The sequence below is a fragment of the Pseudomonas sp. PsB genome (assembly GCF_043658375.1).
In the GTDB taxonomy this organism is placed as follows: Bacteria; Pseudomonadota; Gammaproteobacteria; order Pseudomonadales; family Pseudomonadaceae; genus Aquipseudomonas; species Aquipseudomonas putida_Z.
The window spans coordinates 260,615-280,410 of the sequence record NZ_JBIGLU010000001.1 but is presented as its reverse complement, the minus strand read 5'-3'; the positions used below and the strand labels follow the sequence as shown (position 1 = coordinate 280,410).

21 protein-coding genes are annotated in these 19,796 nt (G+C 64.4%); 14 read left to right on the top strand and 7 right to left on the bottom strand.

The window, feature by feature from the left end; all coding sequences use genetic code 11:
- Positions 1-2: 2 nt before the first annotated feature.
- On the bottom strand, positions 3-1,385 hold the full coding sequence (locus ACGLHT_RS01330) for a glutamine synthetase family protein (RefSeq protein ID WP_015272334.1): 1,383 nt from the start codon (positions 1,383-1,385) through the stop codon (positions 3-5).
- Positions 1,386-1,592: 207 nt separating this feature from the next.
- Here ACGLHT_RS01330 and ACGLHT_RS01325 point away from each other — a divergent pair, with 207 nt between their 5' ends.
- From ACGLHT_RS01325 to ACGLHT_RS01305, 5 genes are all read left to right on the top strand, one after another.
- Positions 1,593-2,465: a LysR family transcriptional regulator gene (locus tag ACGLHT_RS01325; RefSeq protein WP_013974798.1), complete on the top strand. Its 873-nt coding sequence runs from the start codon at positions 1,593-1,595 to the stop codon at positions 2,463-2,465.
- Positions 2,466-2,727: 262 nt separating this feature from the next.
- On the top strand, positions 2,728-2,991 hold the full coding sequence (gene rpoZ, locus ACGLHT_RS01320; RefSeq protein ID WP_003253383.1) for a DNA-directed RNA polymerase subunit omega: 264 nt from the start codon (positions 2,728-2,730) through the stop codon (positions 2,989-2,991).
- Positions 2,992-3,050: 59 nt separating this feature from the next.
- Positions 3,051-5,159: a bifunctional GTP diphosphokinase/guanosine-3',5'-bis pyrophosphate 3'-pyrophosphohydrolase gene (gene spoT / locus ACGLHT_RS01315; protein ID WP_013974799.1), complete on the top strand. Its 2,109-nt coding sequence runs from the start codon at positions 3,051-3,053 to the stop codon at positions 5,157-5,159.
- Positions 5,160-5,182: 23 nt separating this feature from the next.
- A complete protein-coding gene (locus tag ACGLHT_RS01310) occupies positions 5,183-5,563 on the top strand; it encodes a RidA family protein (RefSeq protein WP_003253379.1) in 381 nt (126 codons plus the stop codon).
- Positions 5,564-5,622: 59 nt separating this feature from the next.
- Positions 5,623-6,354 (top strand): hypothetical protein, encoded by a 732-nt coding sequence (locus ACGLHT_RS01305; protein WP_274119874.1) that lies wholly within the window; start codon positions 5,623-5,625, stop codon positions 6,352-6,354.
- 151 nt (positions 6,355-6,505) lie between these two features.
- On the opposite strand, the gene ACGLHT_RS01300 is transcribed toward ACGLHT_RS01305, so the two are convergent.
- Positions 6,506-7,375, bottom strand: coding sequence for an NAD-dependent epimerase/dehydratase family protein (locus ACGLHT_RS01300; RefSeq protein WP_274119875.1), 870 nt, complete (start codon positions 7,373-7,375; stop codon positions 6,506-6,508).
- A gap of 190 nt (positions 7,376-7,565) precedes the next feature.
- On the opposite strand from ACGLHT_RS01300, the gene exbB reads away from it, so the two are divergent.
- From exbB to ACGLHT_RS01270, 6 genes are all read left to right on the top strand, one after another.
- Entirely contained in the window at positions 7,566-8,540 is a 975-nt protein-coding gene (exbB, locus tag ACGLHT_RS01295; RefSeq protein WP_274119876.1) for a tonB-system energizer ExbB, read from the top strand.
- Between the two features lie 3 nt (positions 8,541-8,543).
- A complete protein-coding gene (gene exbD / locus ACGLHT_RS01290; RefSeq protein WP_013974803.1) occupies positions 8,544-8,972 on the top strand; it encodes a TonB system transport protein ExbD in 429 nt (142 codons plus the stop codon).
- Positions 8,969-9,700 (top strand): energy transducer TonB, encoded by a 732-nt coding sequence (locus ACGLHT_RS01285; protein ID WP_016489831.1) that lies wholly within the window; start codon positions 8,969-8,971, stop codon positions 9,698-9,700. Before exbD ends, ACGLHT_RS01285 begins: the two co-directional genes overlap by 4 nt.
- Positions 9,701-9,794: 94 nt before the next feature.
- Positions 9,795-10,721, top strand: coding sequence for a hydrogen peroxide-inducible genes activator (locus tag ACGLHT_RS01280; protein ID WP_013974805.1), 927 nt, complete (start codon positions 9,795-9,797; stop codon positions 10,719-10,721).
- A gap of 3 nt (positions 10,722-10,724) precedes the next feature.
- Positions 10,725-12,803, top strand: coding sequence for an ATP-dependent DNA helicase RecG (recG, locus tag ACGLHT_RS01275; RefSeq protein ID WP_025341120.1), 2,079 nt, complete (start codon positions 10,725-10,727; stop codon positions 12,801-12,803).
- 78 nt (positions 12,804-12,881) lie between these two features.
- Positions 12,882-14,285 (top strand): aminoacyl-tRNA deacylase and HDOD domain-containing protein, encoded by a 1,404-nt coding sequence (locus ACGLHT_RS01270; protein ID WP_075046765.1) that lies wholly within the window; start codon positions 12,882-12,884, stop codon positions 14,283-14,285.
- 126 nt (positions 14,286-14,411) lie between these two features.
- Here ACGLHT_RS01270 and ACGLHT_RS01265 read toward each other — a convergent pair whose 3' ends face one another.
- The 4 genes from ACGLHT_RS01265 to ACGLHT_RS01250 all read right to left on the bottom strand — a co-directional run bounded on the left by ACGLHT_RS01265 (position 14,412) and on the right by ACGLHT_RS01250 (position 16,753).
- Positions 14,412-14,786: an SCP2 sterol-binding domain-containing protein gene (locus ACGLHT_RS01265; protein ID WP_025341122.1), complete on the bottom strand. Its 375-nt coding sequence runs from the start codon at positions 14,784-14,786 to the stop codon at positions 14,412-14,414.
- A gap of 148 nt (positions 14,787-14,934) precedes the next feature.
- Positions 14,935-15,234, bottom strand: coding sequence for an HU family DNA-binding protein (locus ACGLHT_RS01260; protein ID WP_013974808.1), 300 nt, complete (start codon positions 15,232-15,234; stop codon positions 14,935-14,937).
- Positions 15,235-15,420: 186 nt separating this feature from the next.
- The gene (locus tag ACGLHT_RS01255) at positions 15,421-16,569 is read right to left on the bottom strand and encodes an NAD(P)/FAD-dependent oxidoreductase (RefSeq protein WP_274119877.1); all 1,149 of its coding nucleotides are present in this window, start codon (positions 16,567-16,569) and stop codon (positions 15,421-15,423) included.
- Between the two features lie 16 nt (positions 16,570-16,585).
- Positions 16,586-16,753 (bottom strand): rubredoxin, encoded by a 168-nt coding sequence (locus ACGLHT_RS01250; protein ID WP_085621504.1) that lies wholly within the window; start codon positions 16,751-16,753, stop codon positions 16,586-16,588.
- Positions 16,754-16,983: 230 nt separating this feature from the next.
- Here ACGLHT_RS01250 and ACGLHT_RS01245 point away from each other — a divergent pair, with 230 nt between their 5' ends.
- A complete protein-coding gene (locus tag ACGLHT_RS01245; RefSeq protein WP_075046768.1) occupies positions 16,984-17,541 on the top strand; it encodes a chorismate lyase in 558 nt (185 codons plus the stop codon).
- Positions 17,541-18,431 carry a 4-hydroxybenzoate octaprenyltransferase gene (ubiA, locus tag ACGLHT_RS01240; RefSeq protein ID WP_137162670.1) on the top strand — a complete coding sequence of 297 codons (891 nt, stop codon included), beginning with the start codon at positions 17,541-17,543 and terminating at the stop codon, positions 18,429-18,431. Before ACGLHT_RS01245 ends, ubiA begins: the two co-directional genes overlap by 1 nt.
- Positions 18,432-18,548: 117 nt before the next feature.
- Here ubiA and ACGLHT_RS01235 read toward each other — a convergent pair whose 3' ends face one another.
- Positions 18,549-18,920: a hypothetical protein gene (locus ACGLHT_RS01235; RefSeq protein ID WP_274119878.1), complete on the bottom strand. Its 372-nt coding sequence runs from the start codon at positions 18,918-18,920 to the stop codon at positions 18,549-18,551.
- Between the two features lie 173 nt (positions 18,921-19,093).
- On the opposite strand from ACGLHT_RS01235, the gene phoB reads away from it, so the two are divergent.
- On the top strand, positions 19,094-19,783 hold the full coding sequence (gene phoB / locus ACGLHT_RS01230; protein WP_003253341.1) for a phosphate regulon transcriptional regulator PhoB: 690 nt from the start codon (positions 19,094-19,096) through the stop codon (positions 19,781-19,783).
- Positions 19,784-19,796 lie beyond the last annotated feature (13 nt).

Genomic DNA, 19,796 nt, shown 5'->3' with positions numbered 1-19,796 from the left:
GCTTACACCGTGTGCAGGTACCAGTTGTACTCGAGGTCGGAAATCGACACTTCGAACTCGGCCAGTTCGCTTTCCTTGCAGGCCACGAAGATATCGATGTAGTCCGGGCTGATGTATTGGTTGAGGACTTCGCTGTCGTCCAGCGCGCGCAGGGCATCGCGCAGGTTGTTCGGCAGGCTCTGCTCCAGCTGCTCGTAGGAGTTGCCTTCGATCGGTGCCTGCGGCTCGACCTGGTTGGTCAGGCCGTGATGAACACCGGCGAGGATCGCCGCGAGCATCAGGTAGGGGTTGGCGTCGGCACCGGCCACGCGGTGCTCGAGGCGCACGTTGTCGCTGCTGTCGGTGGGCACGCGCACCGCCACGGTACGGTTGTCCAGGCCCCAGCTTGGCGCATTGGGCACGTAGAACTGCGCGCCGAAGCGGCGGTAGGAGTTGATGTTCGGGCAGAGGAAGGCCATCGACGCCGGCATGGTCTCCAGCACACCACCGATGGCATGGCGCAGCGCGTCGCTTTGCAGCGGGTCGTCGCTGGCGAAGATGTTCTTGCCGGTTTTCTTGTCCAGCAACGAAATGTGCACGTGCAGGCCATTGCCTGCCTGGCCCGGGTAGGGCTTGGCCATGAAGGTGGTGTCCATTTCATGGTCGTAGGCAACGTTCTTGATCAGGCGCTTGAGCAGGATCGCGTAGTCGCAGGCCTTCAGCGGGTCGGCAACATGATGCAGGTTGACCTCGAACTGCGCCGGGGCGCTTTCCTTGACGATGGCGTCGGCGGGCAGGCCTTGTTCCTTGGCCGCTTCGAGCATGTCCTGCAGGCAGTCGGCATATTCATCTAGGTCGTCGATCAGGTACACCTGGGTCGACTGCGGGCGCTTGCCGGAAATCGGCGAGCGCGGCGGCTGCGGGCGACCGTTGAGGTTGTCCTGGTCGATCAGGTAGAACTCCAGCTCGAACGCGGCGCAGATATCCAGGCCCAGGTCATCGAACTTGCTCACCACCTGGCGCAGTACTTCGCGCGGGTCGGCGAAGAACGGCTGGCCATCCAGTTCGTGCATGGTCATCAGCAGCTGGGCGGTGGGGCGCTTCTGCCACGGCTCGTCCGACAGTGTGCCGGGGATCGGGAAGCAGATGCGGTCGGCATCGCCGATGTCCAGGCCAAGGCCGGTGCTCTCGACGGTGGACCCGTTGATGTCCAGGGCGAACAGCGATGCCGGCAGGTTGATGCCCTTCTCGTACACCTTGTGCAGGCTGGCCCGCTCGATGCGCTTGCCACGTACCACGCCGTTCATGTCGGAGATCAGCAGGTCGACGTACTGCGTGTCCGGATGGGCCTGGAGGAAGTCATTCATCTCGCTGGAAGAACTGGCGCACGGGGTTACCGACGTCATGGCTGTACATCCTTTGATTTGCTGCGGCGATGTGGGGGATACGGCTGGCGCCTCACGGGCGACGATGGTTGCAGCTGTTGTTCTTTTCACTTTCCCATCGTGGGGATTGGTTACCCGACCGGGCGCATTGATTCCCGGGGGCCGTTTCACTATAAAATGGCCAAAACGCAACAGACATTGGCAATTCGGCAAGCAGAGCGTGCACCAATGCAATATCAGATTACCCATGCCGACCTCTCCCTGGTCCTGGCCCTGGAACGTGGCCGCTCGCTGGCCAAGGCTGCCGAGTTGCTCAAGGTCGATGTTTCGACGGTGTTCCGCTCGATCCGCCGGCTGGAGTCGGCGCTGGGCACAGCCTTGTTCGTCAAGAGCCGCAAAGGCTACCTGCCGACCGACACCGCCCAGGCCCTGGCCGAGCAGGCCGAACGCGCCGAGCAGGCGCTGGAGGCGGCGCGCATCGCCATGACCAGTGGCGAGCAGGTGGTCAGCGGCACCGTGCGCCTGACCTGTACCGAGGCGGTGATGCACAGCCTGCTGCTGCCGGCGCTGGCCGAGTTCATGCCCAACTACCCGGCCTTGTCGCTGGAGATGGGCACCTCCAACACCTTCGCCAACCTCAGCCGGCGCGATGCCGACATTGCCCTGCGCCTGACCAACACGCCGCCGGAGCACCTGGTGGGCCGCAACCTGGGGTCCACCTCCTACGTGGTCTGCGGCCAACCGCAGTGGCGCGAGCGCCTGGCCGAGTCACCTGCCAGCGTGCCGTGGATCGCCCCCGACGACTCGATGCAGGACCACCCCACGGTGGTCTGGCGCAACCAGCAGCACCCGGGTTTGAGCCCGCGCTACCAGTGCAGCGGCATGTCGACTATCGCCCAGCTGGTCACGGCCGGGCTCGGCGTGGCAGCGTTGCCGGACTACATGGTGCACGCGCTGCCCGGGGTGGATGCGCTGAGCGGGCCGCTGCCGGGTTGCGACACCCAGCTGTGGCTGCTGACCCGGCCGGACTGCCGGGCGTTGCGCTCGGTGCAGACCCTGTTCGAGGAGCTGACCCCGCGGTTGCGTGACGCGATGCTCTGAGGTTATCGTCAGGTTCAAGTATTGATAGCGTCTGCTCCGGCCTTTTCGCGGCTGAAGCCGCTCCCACAGGGTGCGGTGATGAACCTGAGGACAATGCGGTCCCTGTGGGAGCGGCTTCAGCCGCGAAGAAGGCAACACAGGGCTTGAAGGTAACCACCCGACAAAACAGCGCTTCCCTATTGGCTGGTGATTTTTTAAACTATCGAGTCCGCCTGCCCATTATTGGGCTGCACGCCCACCGCAATTGCTACTGAGGAAGACCATGGCCCGCGTAACTGTTGAAGACTGCCTGGAACACGTGGATAACCGCTTTGAGCTGGTCATGCTCTCGACCAAGCGCGCTCGCCAGCTGGCGACCGGCGGCAAAGAGCCACGCGTTGCGTGGGAAAACGACAAGCCGACCGTTGTTGCCCTGCGTGAAATCGCCGAAGGCATCGTCACCAACGAGTTCATCGCCGCTGAAGAGATCGTCACCGAGGATCCGGTGTTCGCCGCGTTCGAGGACGAGAACAACGAGGCTGTCTGATTGATGCCAGGTCGACGTCGCACGGCGCAAGGCCCCCTTCCTCGGCAGGAGGTGAACCCATGCCGGGTATAGAAGCCTTGGCCGAACGGCTGTCGACCTATCTTGGCCCCGAACAGGTCAACCTGGTCCGGCGCGCCTATTTCTACGCCGAACAGGCCCACGATGGGCAGCGCCGCCGCAGTGGCGAGCCCTACGTGACCCACCCGCTGGCCGTGGCCAGCATCCTCGCCGACATGCACATGGACCATCAGAGCTTGATGGCGGCCATGCTGCACGACGTGATCGAAGATACCGGTATCGCCAAGGAAGCCCTCAGCCAGCAGTTTGGCGAGACCGTGGCCGAGCTGGTCGATGGGGTCAGCAAGCTGACCCAGATGAACTTCGAGACCAAGGCCGAGGCGCAGGCCGAAAACTTCCAGAAAATGGCCATGGCCATGGCCCGCGACATCCGCGTGATCCTGGTCAAGCTGGCCGACCGCCTGCACAACATGCGCACCCTGGAAGTGCTGTCCGGCGAAAAACGCCGGCGCATCGCCAAGGAAACCCTCGAGATCTACGCCCCCATCGCCAACCGCCTGGGCATGCACACCGTGCGCGTGGAGTTCGAGGACCTCGGCTTCAAGGCCATGCACCCGATGCGTTCGTCGCTGATCCACCGTGCGGTGAAAAGCGCTCGCGGCAACCGCAAGGAGATCGTCGCCAAGATCGAGCATTCGCTGGCCAACTGCCTGGCCGCCGACGGCATCGAGGGCGAGGTCAGCGGCCGGCAGAAACACCTCTATGGCATCTACAAGAAGATGCGCGGCAAGCGCCGCGCCTTCAACGAGATCATGGACGTGTACGCCTTCCGCATCGTCGTCGACAAGGTCGACACCTGCTACCGGGTACTCGGTGCGGTGCACAACCTGTACAAGCCGCTGCCCGGTCGCTTCAAGGATTACATCGCAATCCCCAAGGCCAACGGCTACCAGTCGTTGCACACCACGCTGTTCGGCATGCACGGCGTGCCCATCGAGATCCAGATCCGCACCCGCGAGATGGAAGAGATGGCCAACAACGGCATCGCCGCGCACTGGCTGTACAAATCCAACGACGACGAGCAGCCCAAGGGCAGCCACGCCCGCGCCCGCCAGTGGGTCAAGGGCATCCTCGAGCTGCAGCAACGTGCCGGCAACTCGCTGGAATTCATCGAAAGCGTGAAGATCGACCTGTTCCCGGACGAGGTCTACGTGTTCACGCCCAAAGGCCGCATCATGGAGCTGCCCAAAGGCTCCACGGCGGTCGACTTCGCCTACGCGGTGCACACCGACGTCGGCAACAGCTGCATCGCCTGCCGCATCAACCGCCGCCTGGCGCCGCTGTCCGAACCGCTGCAAAGCGGCTCGACGGTGGAAATCGTCAGCGCCCCGGGCGCACGGCCGAACCCGGCCTGGCTCAACTTCGTGGTTACCGGCAAGGCGCGCACGCACATCCGCCACGCGCTCAAGCAACAGCGCCGCTCCGAGTCCATCAGCCTGGGCGAACGCCTGCTGAACAAGGTGCTCACCGGCTTCGACAGCAGCCTTGAGATGATCCCCCAGGAGCGTATCCAGGCGATTCTCGCCGAGTACCGCCTGGAGCTGATCGAAGACCTGCTCGAAGACATCGGCCTGGGCAACCGCATGGCCTACGTGGTCGCGCGCCGCCTGCTGTCGGCCGAAGGCGAGCAGTTGCCGGCACCGGAAGGCCCGCTGGCGATCCGCGGTACCGAAGGCCTGGTGCTGAGCTACGCCAAGTGCTGCACGCCGATCCCGGGCGACCCGATCGTCGGCCACCTGTCAGCCGGCAAGGGCATGGTCGTGCACCTGGAAAACTGCCGCAACATCAGTGAAATCCGCCACAACCCGGAGAAGTGCGTACAGCTCTCCTGGGCCAAGGACATCACCGGTGAATTCAATGTCGAGTTACGTGTCGAACTGGAGCACCAGCGCGGCCTGATTGCCCTGCTGGCCAGCAGTGTCAACGCCGCCGACGGCAACATCGAGAAGATCAGCATGGACGAACGCGACGGCCGTATCAGCGTGGTCCAACTGGTGGTCAGCGTGCACGACCGCGTGCACCTGGCGCGTGTGATCAAGAAGCTGCGTACCCTGACCGGTGTGGTCCGCATCACCCGCATGCGTACGTAGTCCGCCAACCGCAAGGAGTCATCATGAGCAAGACCGTCATCAACAGCGACAAGGCCCCTGCCGCCATCGGCACCTACTCGCAGGCGATCAAGGCCGGCAACACCGTGTACATGTCGGGCCAGATCCCGCTGGACCCGAAGACCATGGAACTGGTCGAAGGCTTCGAAGCCCAGACCGTACAGGTGTTCGAGAACCTCAAGGCCGTGGCTGAAGCCGCTGGCGGTTCGTTCAAGGACATCGTCAAGCTGAACATCTTCCTCACCGACCTGAGCCACTTCGCCAAGGTCAACGAGGTGATGGGCCGCTACTTCGAGCAGCCTTACCCGGCCCGCGCCGCCATCGGCGTTGCCGCACTGCCGAAAGGCTCCCAGGTCGAAATGGACGCCATCCTGGTCATCGAATGATGCCCCCGGTGACGGGCGCCCTGTCCGTCACCTTCCCTTCTCTGCAAGGTTACCCCGTCATGCGTCAAGCACTGCCCCTCGCGCTGGCAGCCCTGCTTCTGGGCGGCTGCGCCAGCCACAAACCCGAAGATTTCAACGGCACCTGGATCAACCAGGACGCCATCAATGCGGCCGTCAAGGGCGGCAGCCTGCGTCAGGCGCTCAATGAGCACGGGCCGGTGTTCGAGTGGAAGCTCGACGTCGCCAGCCAACAGGCCAGCTACAGCAATGGTTTCGAAGCGGCCGACGGCCAGCTGAGCGCCACCGACAAGCAATGGCAGGCCAGCTTCCGGGGTGGCCAGACCGAACAGCTGTCGCTCGATGGCGACGAACTGCAGGCGGTCGATCAACGCGGCGGCAAGCAGACCTTCGTGCGCGCCAAAGCACCGGCGGCGACCAATGCGCCACTGGGCAGCAGCTTCGAGAAAGCCCTGTACCAGGCCTATCTGGGCGGCAACTGGAAGATCGTCGAAGGCCAGGGCAAAGGTGCCAGCGTGCGCTTCGGCGACACCGGCAACGTCACCGGCCTGCCAGGGCCAGACCGTTTCGCCCTGTGCCTGGCGGGTGATTGCGCGACCATGGGTGGCAGCAATGACAGCCTGTGGCTGGAGCGTAACCAGCGTGGCGCGCCGTTCATCCTCAAGCGCGATGGCGACAAGCTGGAGATCTTCCAGGCGGTGAACCGCGCGCAGCCGGATGAAATGCCAGTGTTGGCGGCCGGCAAGCGCCAGTGGGTGCTGGAACTGGACTGAAAACCTGCGCGGTCCCTGTAGGAGCGGCCTTGTGTCGCGATGGGCCGCACAGCGGCCCCGGCATTCTATGCGGCGACGCTGAAATCCTGTGAAATCCTGGGGCCGCTGCGCGCCCCATCGCGACACAAGGCCGCTCCTACAGGGGGTCGCATCAGGCCTGAGGCTGGTTTTTACCCTCGAGGATGGCCGCATAGCCTTCCCTGTAACTCGGATACACCGGCGCCCAGCCCAACGCCCGCGCCCGGGCATTGCTACAGCGCTTGCTGCCGGTACGCCGCACTCGCTGCTCATCCGACCACTCGGTTACCCCCATGTACGCCCGCAGCCAGGCCACCACGTCGGCCAGCGGTGCCGGGTCGTCGTCGACGCCGATGTAGCAATCGTCGAGCACCTTGCCGTCGGCATCGGCCTGCAACAGGAACGCCAACAGGCTGGCGGCATCCTCGGCATGGATGCGGTTGCCATAAAGCGGTGGCTCCTCGGCCACGCGGTAGCCCTGGCGCACCTGACTGAGCAGCCACTCGCGGCCGGGGCCATAGATGCCGGTCAGGCGCACCACGCTGGCCGGGATGCCGCTGGCCAGCGCCAGCCGCTCGGCCTCCAGCATCAACCGCCCGGAATAACCTTCAGGCTCGGTGGCCGCGCCTACTTCGATCCACTCGCCGTCCTTCTGTGCATACACGCTGCTGCTGGACACGAACAGCAGGCGCCGTGGGCGTTGGCCGCGCTCGGCCAGCCAACCCAGCACATGGCGCAAACCGTCGACATAGGCTGCCTGGTAACCCGCCTCGTCGTGCTGGCTGGCCGCCACGCAATACACCAGGTAGTCCGGCGCGCGCTGCGGCCAGGCGTCGGGGATCGATGGCTCGGACAAGTCCGCCGCCACCGGCACGACCCCCGCAGGCAACTGCCCGACCGAGCGACGCAGGCCGCTCACCTGCCAGCCGCGCGCAAGCATCTGCCGGGCAAGACGCCCGCCTACATCACCACATCCCACCACCATCACGGAAAGGTCTGACATCTCTAAACTCCCTAGACCAATTGATCAGCCCGACCACGCTACACGATGGATGGCTAGACCATAGGCGAAAAAAGCAACAAGATTACTTTTGTTAACAAGAATTACTTGCAATAATGGCCGCCAAATTGTTCTCGGCCTACCTCGAGGCCTTGGAGAACGTTCACTTTATTCTTCATCAGGTCCGGCCAGCATGACACGTACTCAACCTTCCGCTTCGCCAACCCCGTCGCGCGCCTGGCGCGCCATCGCCGCGCTGACGCTCAGCCTGGTGCTGGCCCCGGTGGCCATGGCCGATGAGCCAACCGCCAATGCTGCCGCGCCTGCTGCCGCTACCGCACCAGCTGCGCCGGCCGCTGCCCCAGCCGCAGCACCGGCTGCCGACGCAGTGGCCGCCACCCCGGTTGATGCCCCGGTCGCTACAGACCCGAGCGTCGAAGCCCTGGTTGAAGACACCTCGCTGGGCATGGCCCACGACCTGTCCCCATGGGGCATGTACAAGAACGCCGACGTGGTGGTCAAGGCGGTGATGATCGGCCTGGCCATCGCCTCCATCATCACCTGGACCATCTGGATCGCCAAAGGCTTCGAGCTGATGGGCGCCAAGCGTCGTCTGCGTGGTGAAATCGCCCTGCTGAAGAAATCCGCCAGCCTCAAGGAAGCCAGCGACGTTTCCAACAAGGAAGGCACCCTGGCCCACACCCTGGTCCACGACGCCCTCGAAGAGATGCGCCTGTCGGCCAACGCCCGCGAAAAAGAAGGCATCAAGGAGCGCGTCAGCTTCCGCCTGGAGCGCCTGGTACACGCCAGCGGCCGCACCATGAGCAGCGGCACCGGCGTACTCGCCACCATCGGCTCCACTGCGCCATTCGTCGGCCTGTTCGGTACCGTATGGGGCATCATGAACAGCTTCATCGGCATCGCCAAGACCCAGACCACCAACCTGGCCGTGGTTGCCCCGGGTATCGCCGAGGCCCTGCTGGCCACCGCCCTGGGCCTGGTCGCTGCAATCCCGGCCGTGGTCATCTACAACGTCTTCGCCCGCTCCATCGCCGGCTACAAGGCCCAGGTGTCCGACGCCTCCGCCCAGGTGCTGCTGCTGGTCAGCCGTGACCTGGACCACCAGGGCAGCGAGCGCGCCGCCCCGCACATGGTGAAAGTGGGGTAAGCCATGGGCCTGCATCTCAACGAAGGTGGCGACGACCTCGCCGAAAACCACGAAATCAACGTTACGCCGTTCATCGACGTGATGCTGGTGCTGCTGATCATCTTCATGGTCGCAGCCCCCTTGGCCACGGTCGACATCAAGGTCGACCTGCCGGCCTCGACCGCCAAACCGGCGCCGAGGCCCGAGAAACCGGTGTTCGTCAGCGTCAAGGCCGACCAGAAGCTGTACGTCGGCGACGATCAGGTCCCTGCCCCCGACCAGCTTGGCCCGATGCTCGATGCCAAGACCAAGGGCGACAAGGAAACCACCATCTTCTTCCAGGCTGACAAAGGCGTGGATTACGGTGATCTGATGGAAGTGATGAACAACATGCGCGCGGCCGGCTACCTGAAAGTCGGTCTGGTAGGTCTCGAGACGGCAGCCAAGAAATGACAAAAACGCGCTCTAACATGGCGCGCTACGGTGGCAGCCTGGCGATCGTGCTGGGCGTGCACGTGGTCGCCGTGCTGCTGACGCTCAACTGGTCGGTGCCCCAGGCCATCGAACTGCCACCGGCAGCCATGATGGTCGAGCTGGCGCCATTGCCGGAGCCTGCGCCACCACCGCCCCCGAAAGCGGCGCCGCAGCCACCGGCGCCGGTCGAGGAACCGCCGCTGCCGAAGCTGGCCGAGGCACCCAAGCCCAAGATCGCCATTCCCAAGCCGCCCAAGCCAAAGGCCAAGCCACAGCCGCCCAAGCCCGAGAAAAAGCCTGAACCGCCGAAGGAAGCACCGCCGACCGAACAAACGGTAGACGCACCGCCCAGCAACACGCCACCGCAGAAGTCCGCGGCACCGGCGCCGAGCATTGCGTCCAACAGCAACGCCCTGCCGACCTGGCAGAGCGACCTGCTGCGTCACCTGGCCAAGTACAAGCGTTACCCGGAAGACGCGCGCCGTCGCGGCCTGCAGGGCATCAACCGCCTGCGCTTCGTGGTCGACGCCGAAGGCAAGGTGGTGTCGTACTCCATGGCCGGTGGCTCGGGTAGTGCCGCCCTGGACCGGGCGACGCTGGAAATGATCCGTCGGGCCGGCACGGTACCCAAACCGCCACCCGAGTTGCTGAACAATGGCACGATCGAAGTCGTGGCACCGTTCGTCTACTCGCTGGACCGCCGCTGAGACTTTTGTTTCTGTCACAAATCGGCAAGTCTGATAACGTGCGTCTATCGATTGCAGCCGCTATGCTGGGCTCGCAACTTCATGGACGCACGTTATGACCCTCACAGAATTACGCTACATCGTCACACTCGCCCAGGAGCAGCACTTCGGCCATGCCGCCGAACGCTGTCACGTGAGCCAGCCGACCCTGTCGGTCGGTGTGAAGAAGCTCGAGGATGAGCTTGGCGTGCTGATCTTCGAGCGCAGCAAGAGCGCGGTCCGCCTGACCCCGGTCGGCGAAAGCATCGTCGCCCAGGCGCAAAAGGTACTGGAGCAGGCCCAGGGCATTCGCGAGCTGGCCCAGGCCGGCAAGAACCAGCTGACCGCCCCGCTCAAGGTCGGTGCCATCTACACCGTCGGCCCGTACCTGTTCCCCCACCTGATCCCTCAGTTGCACCGCGTGGCGCCGCAAATGCCGCTGTACATCGAAGAAAACTTCACCCATGTACTGCGCGAAAAGCTGCGCAATGGCGAACTGGATGCGGTGATCATCGCCCTGCCGTTCAACGAAGCCGACGTGCTGACCCTGCCGCTGTACGATGAACCGTTCTGCGCCCTGATGCCGGCCGACCACCCATGGACGGCGAAAAAGACCATCGACACCGCCATGCTCAATGACAAAAGCCTGTTGCTGCTCGGTGAAGGCCACTGCTTCCGCGACCAGGTGCTGGAAGCCTGCCCAACGCTGAACAAGGGCGGTGAAGGCTCCAAGCACACCACGGTCGAGTCCAGCTCGCTGGAAACCATCCGCCACATGGTGGCCTCGGGCCTTGGCGTGTCGATCCTGCCGCTGTCGGCGGTGCACAGCCACCACTACGCCCCCGGCGTCATCGAGGTCCGCCCACTGACCGCACCGGCACCATTCCGCACCGTGGCCATCGCCTGGCGCGCCAGCTTCCCGCGGCCGAAGGCCATCGAGATCCTCGCCGACTCGATCCGCCTGTGCTCGGTCGCCAAAGCCCCTGCGGAACAACCGGCCTGAGTCATGAGTGAGCTGTCGAAGGTCCCGGTCACGGTACTCAAGGGGGTTGGCGAGGCCATGGCGGAGAAACTCGCCAAGGTCGGCCTGGAGAACCTGCAGGACGTGCTGTTCCACCTGCCCCTGCGCTACCAGGACCGCACTCGCGTGGTGCCGATAGGCCAGCTGCGCCCTGGCCAGGACGCGGTGATCGAGGGCGTGGTCAGCGGCGCCGACGTGACCATGGGCAAGCGCCGCAGCCTGGTGGTGCGCCTGGGTGACGGCAGCGGCGTGCTGAGCCTGCGCTTCTACCACTTCAGCAACGCGCAGAAGGAAGGGCTCAAGCGTGGTACCCACCTGCGCTGCTACGGCGAAGCCCGCCCCGGCGCCTCGGGCCTGGAAATCTACCACCCGGAATACCGCGCACTGAACGGCGACGAGCCGCCGCCACCGGTCGAGCAGACCCTGACGCCGATCTACCCGTCCACCGAAGGCCTTACCCAGCAACGCCTGCGCCTGCTGTGCCAGCAGAGCCTGGGCCTGCTCGGCCCGCGCAGCCTGCCGGACTGGCTGCCCGACGAACTGGCCCGGGACTACCAGCTGGCGCCGCTGGACGATGCCATCCGCTACCTGCACAACCCGCCGGCCGACGCCGACCTCGACGAGCTTGCCGAAGGCCAGCACTGGGCCCAGCACCGCCTGGCCTTCGAAGAACTGCTGACCCACCAGCTGTCGCAGCAACGCCTGCGCGAAAGCCTGCGCAGCCTGCGCGCGCCGGTGCTGCCCAAGGCCCAGCGCCTGCAGGCGCAGTACCTGGCCAACCTGGGCTTCCAGCCGACCGGCGCGCAGCAGCGGGTGGCCAACGAAATTGCCTACGACCTCAGCCAGCACGAGCCGATGATGCGCCTGGTGCAGGGCGATGTGGGTGCCGGCAAGACCGTGGTCGCCGCCCTGGCCGCGCTGCAGGCCCTGGAGGCCGGCTACCAGGTGGCCTTGATGGCGCCCACCGAGATCCTCGCCGAACAGCACTACATCACCTTCAAGCGCTGGCTCGAACCGCTGGGCATCGAAGTGGCCTGGCTGGCCGGCAAGCTCAAGGGCAAGGCCCGGGCAGGCGCCCTGGAACAGATCGCCAACGGTGCGCCAATGGTGGTCGGCACCCATGCGCTGTTCCAGGAAGAGGTGAAGTTCAAGCACCTGGCCCTGGCGATCATCGATGAACAACACCGTTTTGGCGTGCAGCAACGCCTGGCCCTGCGCAAGAAGGGCGTGGCCGGGGAATTGTGCCCGCACCAGCTGATCATGACCGCCACGCCCATTCCGCGCACCCTGGCCATGAGCGCCTACGCCGACCTGGACACCTCGGTGCTCGACGAGCTGCCGCCCGGGCGCACCCCGGTGAACACCGTGCTGGTGGCCGACAGCCGCCGCTTCGAAGTGGTCGAGCGGGTGCGCGCCGCCTGCGCCGAAGGGCGCCAGGCCTATTGGGTGTGCACCCTGATCGAAGAATCCGAAGAGCTGACCTGCCAAGCCGCCGAAAGCACCTACGAGGAGCTGGGCAGCGCCCTGGGCGAGCTGCGGGTGGGGCTGATCCACGGGCGCATGAAGCCGGCGGAAAAGGCTGAGATCATGGCCGAGTTCAAGGCCGGCAACCTGCAGCTGCTGGTTGCCACCACGGTCATCGAGGTGGGCGTGGACGTGCCCAACGCCAGCCTGATGATCATCGAGAACCCCGAGCGCCTGGGCCTGGCCCAGTTGCACCAGCTGCGCGGCCGGGTTGGCCGGGGCAGCGCCGTCAGCCATTGCGTGCTGCTGTACCACCCGCCACTGTCGCAGATCGGCCGCGAGCGCCTAGGGATCATGCGGGAAACCAACGACGGCTTCATCATTGCCGAGAAAGACCTGGAACTGCGTGGCCCAGGCGAGATGCTCGGCACCCGCCAGACCGGCCTGTTGCAGTTCAAGGTCGCCGACCTGATGCGCGACGCCGACCTGCTGCCGGCCGTGCGCGACGCCGCCCAGGCCCTGATCGCACGCTGGCCGGAGCACGTCAGCCCCCTGCTCGATCGCTGGCTGCGCCATGGCCAGCAATATGGCCAAGTGTGACGCTGGTCCCATAATGGATCCAGTTTTGCTCCCAGGCTGGTTATACTTCGCGTTTAAAAGAATCAGTGGATACGGACCATGACTGAAGTTGCCCTGGACACCGCAACCCCACACGCTCCCTCGGTCATCCGGCTGCTGCTCGACAAACTCGGCGTGGCCTACCGCGAGGTGGTCGAACATCCGCACCTGCCGGCAGCGTCGCGGGTACAGGCCGTGCTGCTCGACGACGAGGTCGGCGCCCTGATGGTGCTGTTCCCGCAGAGCCAGCTGCTGGACCTCAACCGCCTCGCCGAACTGACCGGGCGCAAGCTCACCGCGGTGTCGGTGCCACGCCTGAAGCAGATGCTGGACAAGCACCAGCTCAAGGCCCTGCCGGGCATCCCGGCGCTGACCAGCTCGCCGTGCCAGTACGAAAAGAGCCTGCTCGACGCTGATAAAGTGTTTATCCAGTCTGGCGAAGCCGGCCTGCTGCTGGAAATCGAACGCGCGCACTTCAAGCGCATGCTGGTCAAGGCCAGCGCCAGCAGCTTCGGCCAGGAAGTCGAGGCCATCAGCCCCAACCTCGACCGCCCCGATGATGACACCCGGGAAATCACCAACGCCGTCCAGGCCTTCACTGCCCGGCGCATCCAGAAGCGCCTGGAAGAAACCATCGAAATCCCGCCGCTGGCCGACACCGCGCAAAAGATCATCAAGCTGCGGGTAGACCCCAACGCCAGCATCGACGATATCACCGGCGTGGTCGAAACCGACCCGGCGCTGGCAGCACAGGTGGTGAGCTGGGCGGCATCGCCCTACTACGCCTCACCTGGCAAGATCCGTTCGGTAGAAGATGCCATCGTGCGTGTGCTGGGCTTCGATCTGGTGATCAACCTGGCCCTGGGCCTGGCGCTGGGCAAGACCCTGAGCCTGCCGAAAGACCACCCGCAGCAAGCCACGCCGTACTGGCAGCAGTCGATCTACACCGCCGCGATCATCGAAGGCCTGACCCGCGCCATGCCACGGGCCGAGCGCCCCGAGGCCGGCCTGACCTACCTGGCCGGGCTGCTGCACAACTTTGGCTACCTGCTGTTGGCGCACGTTTTCCCGCCGCACTTCTCGCTGATCTGCCGCCACCTGGAGGTCAACCCGCACTTGTGCCACACCTACGTGGAACAACACCTGCTGGGCATCAGCCGCGAGCAGATCGGTGCCTGGTTGATGAAGCTGTGGGACATGCCGGAAGAGCTGTCCACCGCGCTGCGCTTCCAGCACGACCCTGCCTATGAAGGCGAGTTTTCGGCGTTCCCCAACCTGGTGTGCCTGGCCACCCGCCTGCTGCGCTCGCGGGGGATTGGCTCGGGGCCGCAGCAGGAGATTCCAGACGAGTTGCTGGAACGGCTGGGGATTACCCGGGACAAGGCCGAGGATGTGGTGAACAAGGTGCTCGAGGCAGAGAGCCTGCTGCGTGAGCTGGCTTCGCAGTTCCACACACCGCACTGACATGATTGGCCCCTGTGGGAGCGGGTTTACCCGCGAAGATCGCGACGCGGTGCATGGCACCGGCGTTGCCGGTGTTCGCGGGTAAACCCGCTCCCACAGGGTATGAGTCAGCAGGCCTATTGAGTTTCAGCCCTTCTTCTTCGGCTTCAGGTACTTCATCAACCCCTGGAACCACATCACCAGCGCCGGGTTACCCTTGATCTGGATGTGCTTGTCCTGGATCCCCTGCATGAACGCCAACTGCTTGTTACCTGCCTGCATGGTGGCGAAGCCATAGGCGGCGTCCTTGAAGGCAATGGCGAACGCCGGCTGCGGGTGCGCGCCGCCCTTGCTGCTGACGCGTTCGTTGTTGACGATGAAGTGCCGGGCGACCTTGCCGTCCAGGGTCTGCATCTGGAACACCAGGTCCTTGCCCTTGAGCTGCTGCTGGAATGCCGGGTTGTTGCGGCTGGCCCTGGCCATCAACAGCCCCATGGCCCAGAGAAGAAAGCGGAACTTCATCAACGCGCCTCGAATTAAAAGTGACTAAGGCGCGCAGTCTATCCTTTTCCGGAACTATTTATGCAAGTTCGAAACATTTTGCCTGCAGAAAGCACAACGGGCGCCCTGGGGCGCCCGCTTGGCTGACACTGGGGTTGTCAGGGAGCGATCACTTGCCTTTCTTGGCCGGCTTGACAGGGGCGTTGACGCTGTCGCGCAGGTTCTTGCCTGGCTTGAAAGCCACGGTATTGCTGGCCTTGATCTTGACCGGTTCACCGGTTTGCGGGTTCTTGCCGGTACGCGCACCGCGATGACGTTTTTCGAAGGTGCCGAAACCGACCAGGGTCACGGTGTCCTTGTCCAGGGCACCCGTGATGCTGTCGAGAATCGCGTTCAAAACCTGATTGGCCTTTTCCTTGGTCAGATCGGCCTTTTCGGCGATGACGGCGGCGAGTTCTGGTTTGCGCATAGTGAAGCCTCTTTGACGGAATTCTTGTTGTTATGCCGTGCTGCCCTGGGAGCAGCGCTCAAGGCACCGCAGGCTCTAATCTGCGGCAGACGGAAGTGAGGATGGCACGTGCACAGGGGCCGCGCCAGTATCTGGGCGGCCATTGTGCAAGCAACAACAGGATAAATCCGACAGAACGCCAGCTATTTACGCCATCACGGCCGGCAGCTGGCGATTCAGGGCCAGCTTCTCCATCACGGCCGCTCCGGTGAGGGCGTAGCCCAGCAGCTTGCCCTCTGCATCAAGGCAGAGCACCTTGAGGTCACTGCCCTGCCCTTCTACCTGCCAGGTGCCTTCGTGGCCCTGGGGCGGCGGTGAGACCACCAGCGGGCAGGCCGGGGTTTTCACGGTGATCGGCATCGGTCCGTAGGCGACCGTTGTCGGCTTGCCGGCCAGGGTTTGCGCCAGGGCCCGGGCACAGCTCATCAGCGGCATCACATAGAGCAGGTTGATGCCATCGACTTCGGCACAGTCGCCAAGGGCGAATATGTTGGCGTGGGACGTGCGCAACTGGCGGTCCACGCAAACGCCGCGGTTGGTCTGCAGGCCAGCGGCGGCGGCCAGGTCGGTGCGCGGGCGCAGGCCGATGGCCGAAACCACCAGGTCGCAGGCGATCACGCTGCCGTCGGACAGGTGCGCCTCCAGGCCCTGGGCCACCTGCTGCAGGCGGGTCAGTACCGGGCCGAGGTGAAAACGCACGCCCAGGCCTTCCAGCCCGGCCTGCACGGCAGTGGCAGCGGCCGGGTGCAGCAAGGTCGGCATGACTTGCTCGCACGGCGCCACCACATCGACCCGGAAGCCGCCCAGGCTCATGTCGTTGGCGAATTCGCAGCCGATCAGGCCGGCACCGAGGATCAGCACGCGCTGTTTGCCGACGGCGGCGGCACGGAAGCGCGCGTAGTCTTCCAGGTCGTTGATCGGGAACACCCGATCGCCGCCATCACCTTCGATCGGCACCTGCACTGTCTGCGCGCCCCAAGCCAGCACCAGGTCGCGGTATTCCACCGCCTCTTCACCTATCCACAAACGCTTGTGGCCCGGGTCGATGCCGCTGATGCGGGTATGGGTGCGAATCTCGGCGTTCAGTTGCTCGGCCATGGCGCCCGGCTCGGCCATGCACAGGCCATCGGCGTCCTTCTGCTTGGCAAAGCCGGTGGACAGCATGGGCTTGGAGTAGGAACGACCGTCATCGGCGGTGATCAGCAGCAGCGGCGTCTGCGCATCGAGCTTGCGAAATTCACGGGCCAGGTTGTAGCCCGCAAGGCCGGTACCGATGATTACCACAGGGGACGTCATGTCGTGCTTTCCTCGATTAGCCGATGGAGATCATTTCAAAGTCGCTCTTGCCCACGCCGCAGTCGGGGCACAGCCAGTCTTCAGGCACGTCTTCCCAGCGGGTGCCGGGGGTGATGCCGTCGTCTGGCCAGCCTTCGGCTTCGTCGTAGATCAGGCCACAGACAATACATTGCCACTTTTTCATGGGGGTGGGTTTCCTCGGTTCAGGCTGGAGCGTTGTGTTGCTGCTGATGGCCTCTTCGCGGGCATGCCCGTTCCCACAGGAATTGTGCATAACCTGTAGGAGCGGGCGCGCCCGCGAAGAGGCCAGCGCGCAATTCGTGGGGCTTTGTAGCGGCCCTGTCGGCAGTATGCAAGCAGTCGGGGCAATCATGCTAAGCTCGCCGCCTCTCTGGTTGTAACAAGCAGACCGACGTGTCGTACGAATCCCCGCAAGCAGCCGCTGTCGCGTGGCTGCCGTATTCACGGCTGGCGACCGACATCGACCAGCCCACCCTTGACTGGCTGTTCGACGAGGGCTCGCTGACCCGCCGCCTGACCCGCCTGTCCAACGATCACTTCTCCGTCACCCCGCTGTTCGAGGGCTGGCAGCCGCTGCGCGATGACGAATGCCAGGCACTGGGCATCGCCGCTGGCGCCGAAGGCTGGGTGCGTGAGGTTTACCTGCGCGGCCATGGCCAACCCTGGGTGTTCGCCCGCAGCGTCGCCAGCCGCAGCGCCCTGGAGCGCGGCGGGCTGGACCTGGAAACCCTGGGCAGCCGTTCGCTGGGCGAGTTGCTGTTCTGTGACCAGGCATTCATCCGCCACCCCATCGAGGTGTGCAGTTATCCACAGGCCTGGCTGCCGGGTGAAGCCGCCCACGCGGCGCTGTGGGGCCGCCGTTCGCGCTTCGAACGTGGCGGCCTGGACCTGCTGGTGGCAGAGGTGTTTCTGCCAGCATTGTGGCAAGCGGCCAAGGAGGAAAACCGCTGATGTACCTGCAATTGCTCAAGTCGCTCAACCGCCTGCACCCGCGGGCCTGGGACTTCGTCCAGCTCAGCCGCATGGACCGGCCGATTGGTATCTATCTGCTGCTGTGGCCGACCTTGTCGGCGGTGTGGATTGCCGGCAACGGTTCACCAACCCTGGCCAACGTGGTGATCTTCGGCCTAGGTGTGGTGCTGATGCGCGCTGCAGGTTGCTGCATCAACGACTTTGCCGACCGCAAGGTGGACGGCCACGTCAAACGTACCGCCGACCGCCCACTGGCCAGCGGCCGGGTCCGCCCGCGCGAAGCACTGGCGCTGTTCGCCATCCTGGTCGGAGTGAGCTTCCTGCTGGTGCTGTGTACCAACAGCCGCACGGTTTGGCTGTCGTTCGGTGCGGTGGCACTGGCGTTCTGCTACCCGTTCATGAAGCGCTACACCTATTACCCGCAGGTGGTGCTGGGGGCGGCGTATTCCTGGGGCATTCCCATGGCCTTCACCGCAGCGGGTGGCGAGCTGCCGGCCAGCGCCTGGCTGCTGTATATCGCCAACCTGCTGTGGACGGTGGGCTACGACACCTACTACGCCATGGTCGACCGTGATGACGACCTGAAGATAGGCGTGAAGTCGACCGCTATCCTGTTCGGCGACGCAGACCGCACCATCATCCTGACCTTGCAGCTGCTGTCGCTGGGCTGCCTGTTGTTGGCCGGCAGCCGCTTCGAGCTGGGTGGCTGGTTCCACCTGGGGCTGCTGGGCGCGGCGGCGTGCTTTGCCTGGGAGTACTGGTCGACGCGCAAGCTGGACCGGGAGTCGTGCTTTAAGGCGTTTCTGCACAATCACTGGGCGGGGATGCTGGTGTTTATCGGGGTGGTGCTGGATTACGCGTTGCGCTGAGGATTCTGGGGCTGCCTTGCAGCCCATCGCGACACAAGGCCGCTCCTACAGGGGATCGCGCATTCCTGTAGGAGCGGCCTTGTGTCGCGAGAGGGCCGCAAAGCGGCCCCGGCAATCTCAAGGCTTGGCAACGTGCCAAACGTCCTTCATGCCGTCACCGGTCATATCGCCGGCCTTCTTGTCCTTGACGAAGGTGTACAGCGGCTTGCCGTCATAGGCCCACTGCTTGCTGCCATCATCGCGCATCACCACTGTCCACTTGTCCTTGGCCGGTTCGTCATTGGCCTTGACCATCAGCGGCGGCCAGTTGGTGGCGCATTCGCCATTGCACATCGACTTGCCGCCCGCATCCTTGTCGAAGGTGTACAGGGTCATGCCGGCATGATCGACCAACATCCCGCCCTTCTCCATCGCATGGTCGGCCAAGGCCACCCCCGGGAGCGCCAGCGTAGTGAAAAGGGCCATCCAGCTCAGCGTTTGTCGTGTCATTGGATTCACCATTGTTTCGGGGGGGATTGAGTTCTGGTTGCCACAACTACGGCCCTTTCAAGCCTAGTTCAGTCATGGAATGTCGCCAGAACGGCCAACACCCTGTCACACAGCTGCAATAATTCCGTTATCTAATGCGGGCCAAGACACCGTATCCAGGAGAGGTTTTGAGCATGGTTGGCAGGAACATTCTGATCGTCGACGACGAAGCACCAATTCGCGAGATGATCGCCGTTGCCCTGGAAATGGCCGGCTATGACTGCCTGGAAGCGGAAAACTCCCAACAGGCCCACGCGATCATCGTCGACCGCAAACCGGACCTGATCCTGCTCGACTGGATGCTGCCGGGCACCTCCGGCATCGAGCTGGCCCGCCGCCTCAAGCGCGACGAGCTGACCGGCGACATCCCGATCATCATGCTCACCGCCAAGGGTGAAGAGGACAACAAGATCCAGGGCCTGGAAGTGGGCGCCGACGACTACATCACCAAGCCGTTCTCGCCGCGTGAACTGGTCGCCCGCCTGAAAGCCGTGCTGCGCCGCACTGGCCCGAGCGATAGCGAGGCACCGATCGAAGTCGGCGGCCTGCTGCTCGACCCGATCAGCCACCGCGTGACCATCGACGGCAAGCCGGCCGAGATGGGCCCTACCGAATACCGCCTGCTGCAGTTCTTCATGACCCACCAGGAGCGCGCCTACACCCGTGGCCAGCTGCTGGACCAGGTGTGGGGCGGTAACGTCTATGTCGAAGAGCGCACCGTCGACGTACACATCCGCCGCCTGCGCAAGGCGCTGGGTGAAGCCTACGAAAATCTGGTACAAACCGTCCGGGGCACCGGCTACCGCTTCTCGACCAAGAGCTGATCGAGCTGAAAAG

Coding starts and splice junctions, on each gene's coding strand:
- ACGLHT_RS01310 (WP_003253379.1), top strand. CDS start 5,183: ATGAGCAAGACCGTCATCAACAGCGACAAGGCCCCTGCCGCCATCGGC.
- ubiA (WP_137162670.1), top strand. CDS start 17,541: ATGTACCTGCAATTGCTCAAGTCGCTCAACCGCCTGCACCCGCGGGCC.
- ACGLHT_RS01330 (WP_015272334.1), bottom strand. CDS start 1,385: ATGACGTCGGTAACCCCGTGCGCCAGTTCTTCCAGCGAGATGAATGAC.
- ACGLHT_RS01325 (WP_013974798.1), top strand. CDS start 1,593: ATGCAATATCAGATTACCCATGCCGACCTCTCCCTGGTCCTGGCCCTG.
- ACGLHT_RS01255 (WP_274119877.1), bottom strand. CDS start 16,569: ATGACGTCCCCTGTGGTAATCATCGGTACCGGCCTTGCGGGCTACAAC.
- spoT (WP_013974799.1), top strand. CDS start 3,051: ATGCCGGGTATAGAAGCCTTGGCCGAACGGCTGTCGACCTATCTTGGC.
- phoB (WP_003253341.1), top strand. CDS start 19,094: ATGGTTGGCAGGAACATTCTGATCGTCGACGACGAAGCACCAATTCGC.
- ACGLHT_RS01300 (WP_274119875.1), bottom strand. CDS start 7,375: ATGTCAGACCTTTCCGTGATGGTGGTGGGATGTGGTGATGTAGGCGGG.
- ACGLHT_RS01265 (WP_025341122.1), bottom strand. CDS start 14,786: ATGAAGTTCCGCTTTCTTCTCTGGGCCATGGGGCTGTTGATGGCCAGG.
- ACGLHT_RS01280 (WP_013974805.1), top strand. CDS start 9,795: ATGACCCTCACAGAATTACGCTACATCGTCACACTCGCCCAGGAGCAG.
- ACGLHT_RS01235 (WP_274119878.1), bottom strand. CDS start 18,920: ATGACACGACAAACGCTGAGCTGGATGGCCCTTTTCACTACGCTGGCG.
- ACGLHT_RS01305 (WP_274119874.1), top strand. CDS start 5,623: ATGCGTCAAGCACTGCCCCTCGCGCTGGCAGCCCTGCTTCTGGGCGGC.
- exbD (WP_013974803.1), top strand. CDS start 8,544: ATGGGCCTGCATCTCAACGAAGGTGGCGACGACCTCGCCGAAAACCAC.
- rpoZ (WP_003253383.1), top strand. CDS start 2,728: ATGGCCCGCGTAACTGTTGAAGACTGCCTGGAACACGTGGATAACCGC.
- ACGLHT_RS01260 (WP_013974808.1), bottom strand. CDS start 15,234: ATGCGCAAACCAGAACTCGCCGCCGTCATCGCCGAAAAGGCCGATCTG.
- exbB (WP_274119876.1), top strand. CDS start 7,566: ATGACACGTACTCAACCTTCCGCTTCGCCAACCCCGTCGCGCGCCTGG.
- ACGLHT_RS01270 (WP_075046765.1), top strand. CDS start 12,882: ATGACTGAAGTTGCCCTGGACACCGCAACCCCACACGCTCCCTCGGTC.
- recG (WP_025341120.1), top strand. CDS start 10,725: ATGAGTGAGCTGTCGAAGGTCCCGGTCACGGTACTCAAGGGGGTTGGC.
- ACGLHT_RS01250 (WP_085621504.1), bottom strand. CDS start 16,753: ATGAAAAAGTGGCAATGTATTGTCTGTGGCCTGATCTACGACGAAGCC.
- ACGLHT_RS01285 (WP_016489831.1), top strand. CDS start 8,969: ATGACAAAAACGCGCTCTAACATGGCGCGCTACGGTGGCAGCCTGGCG.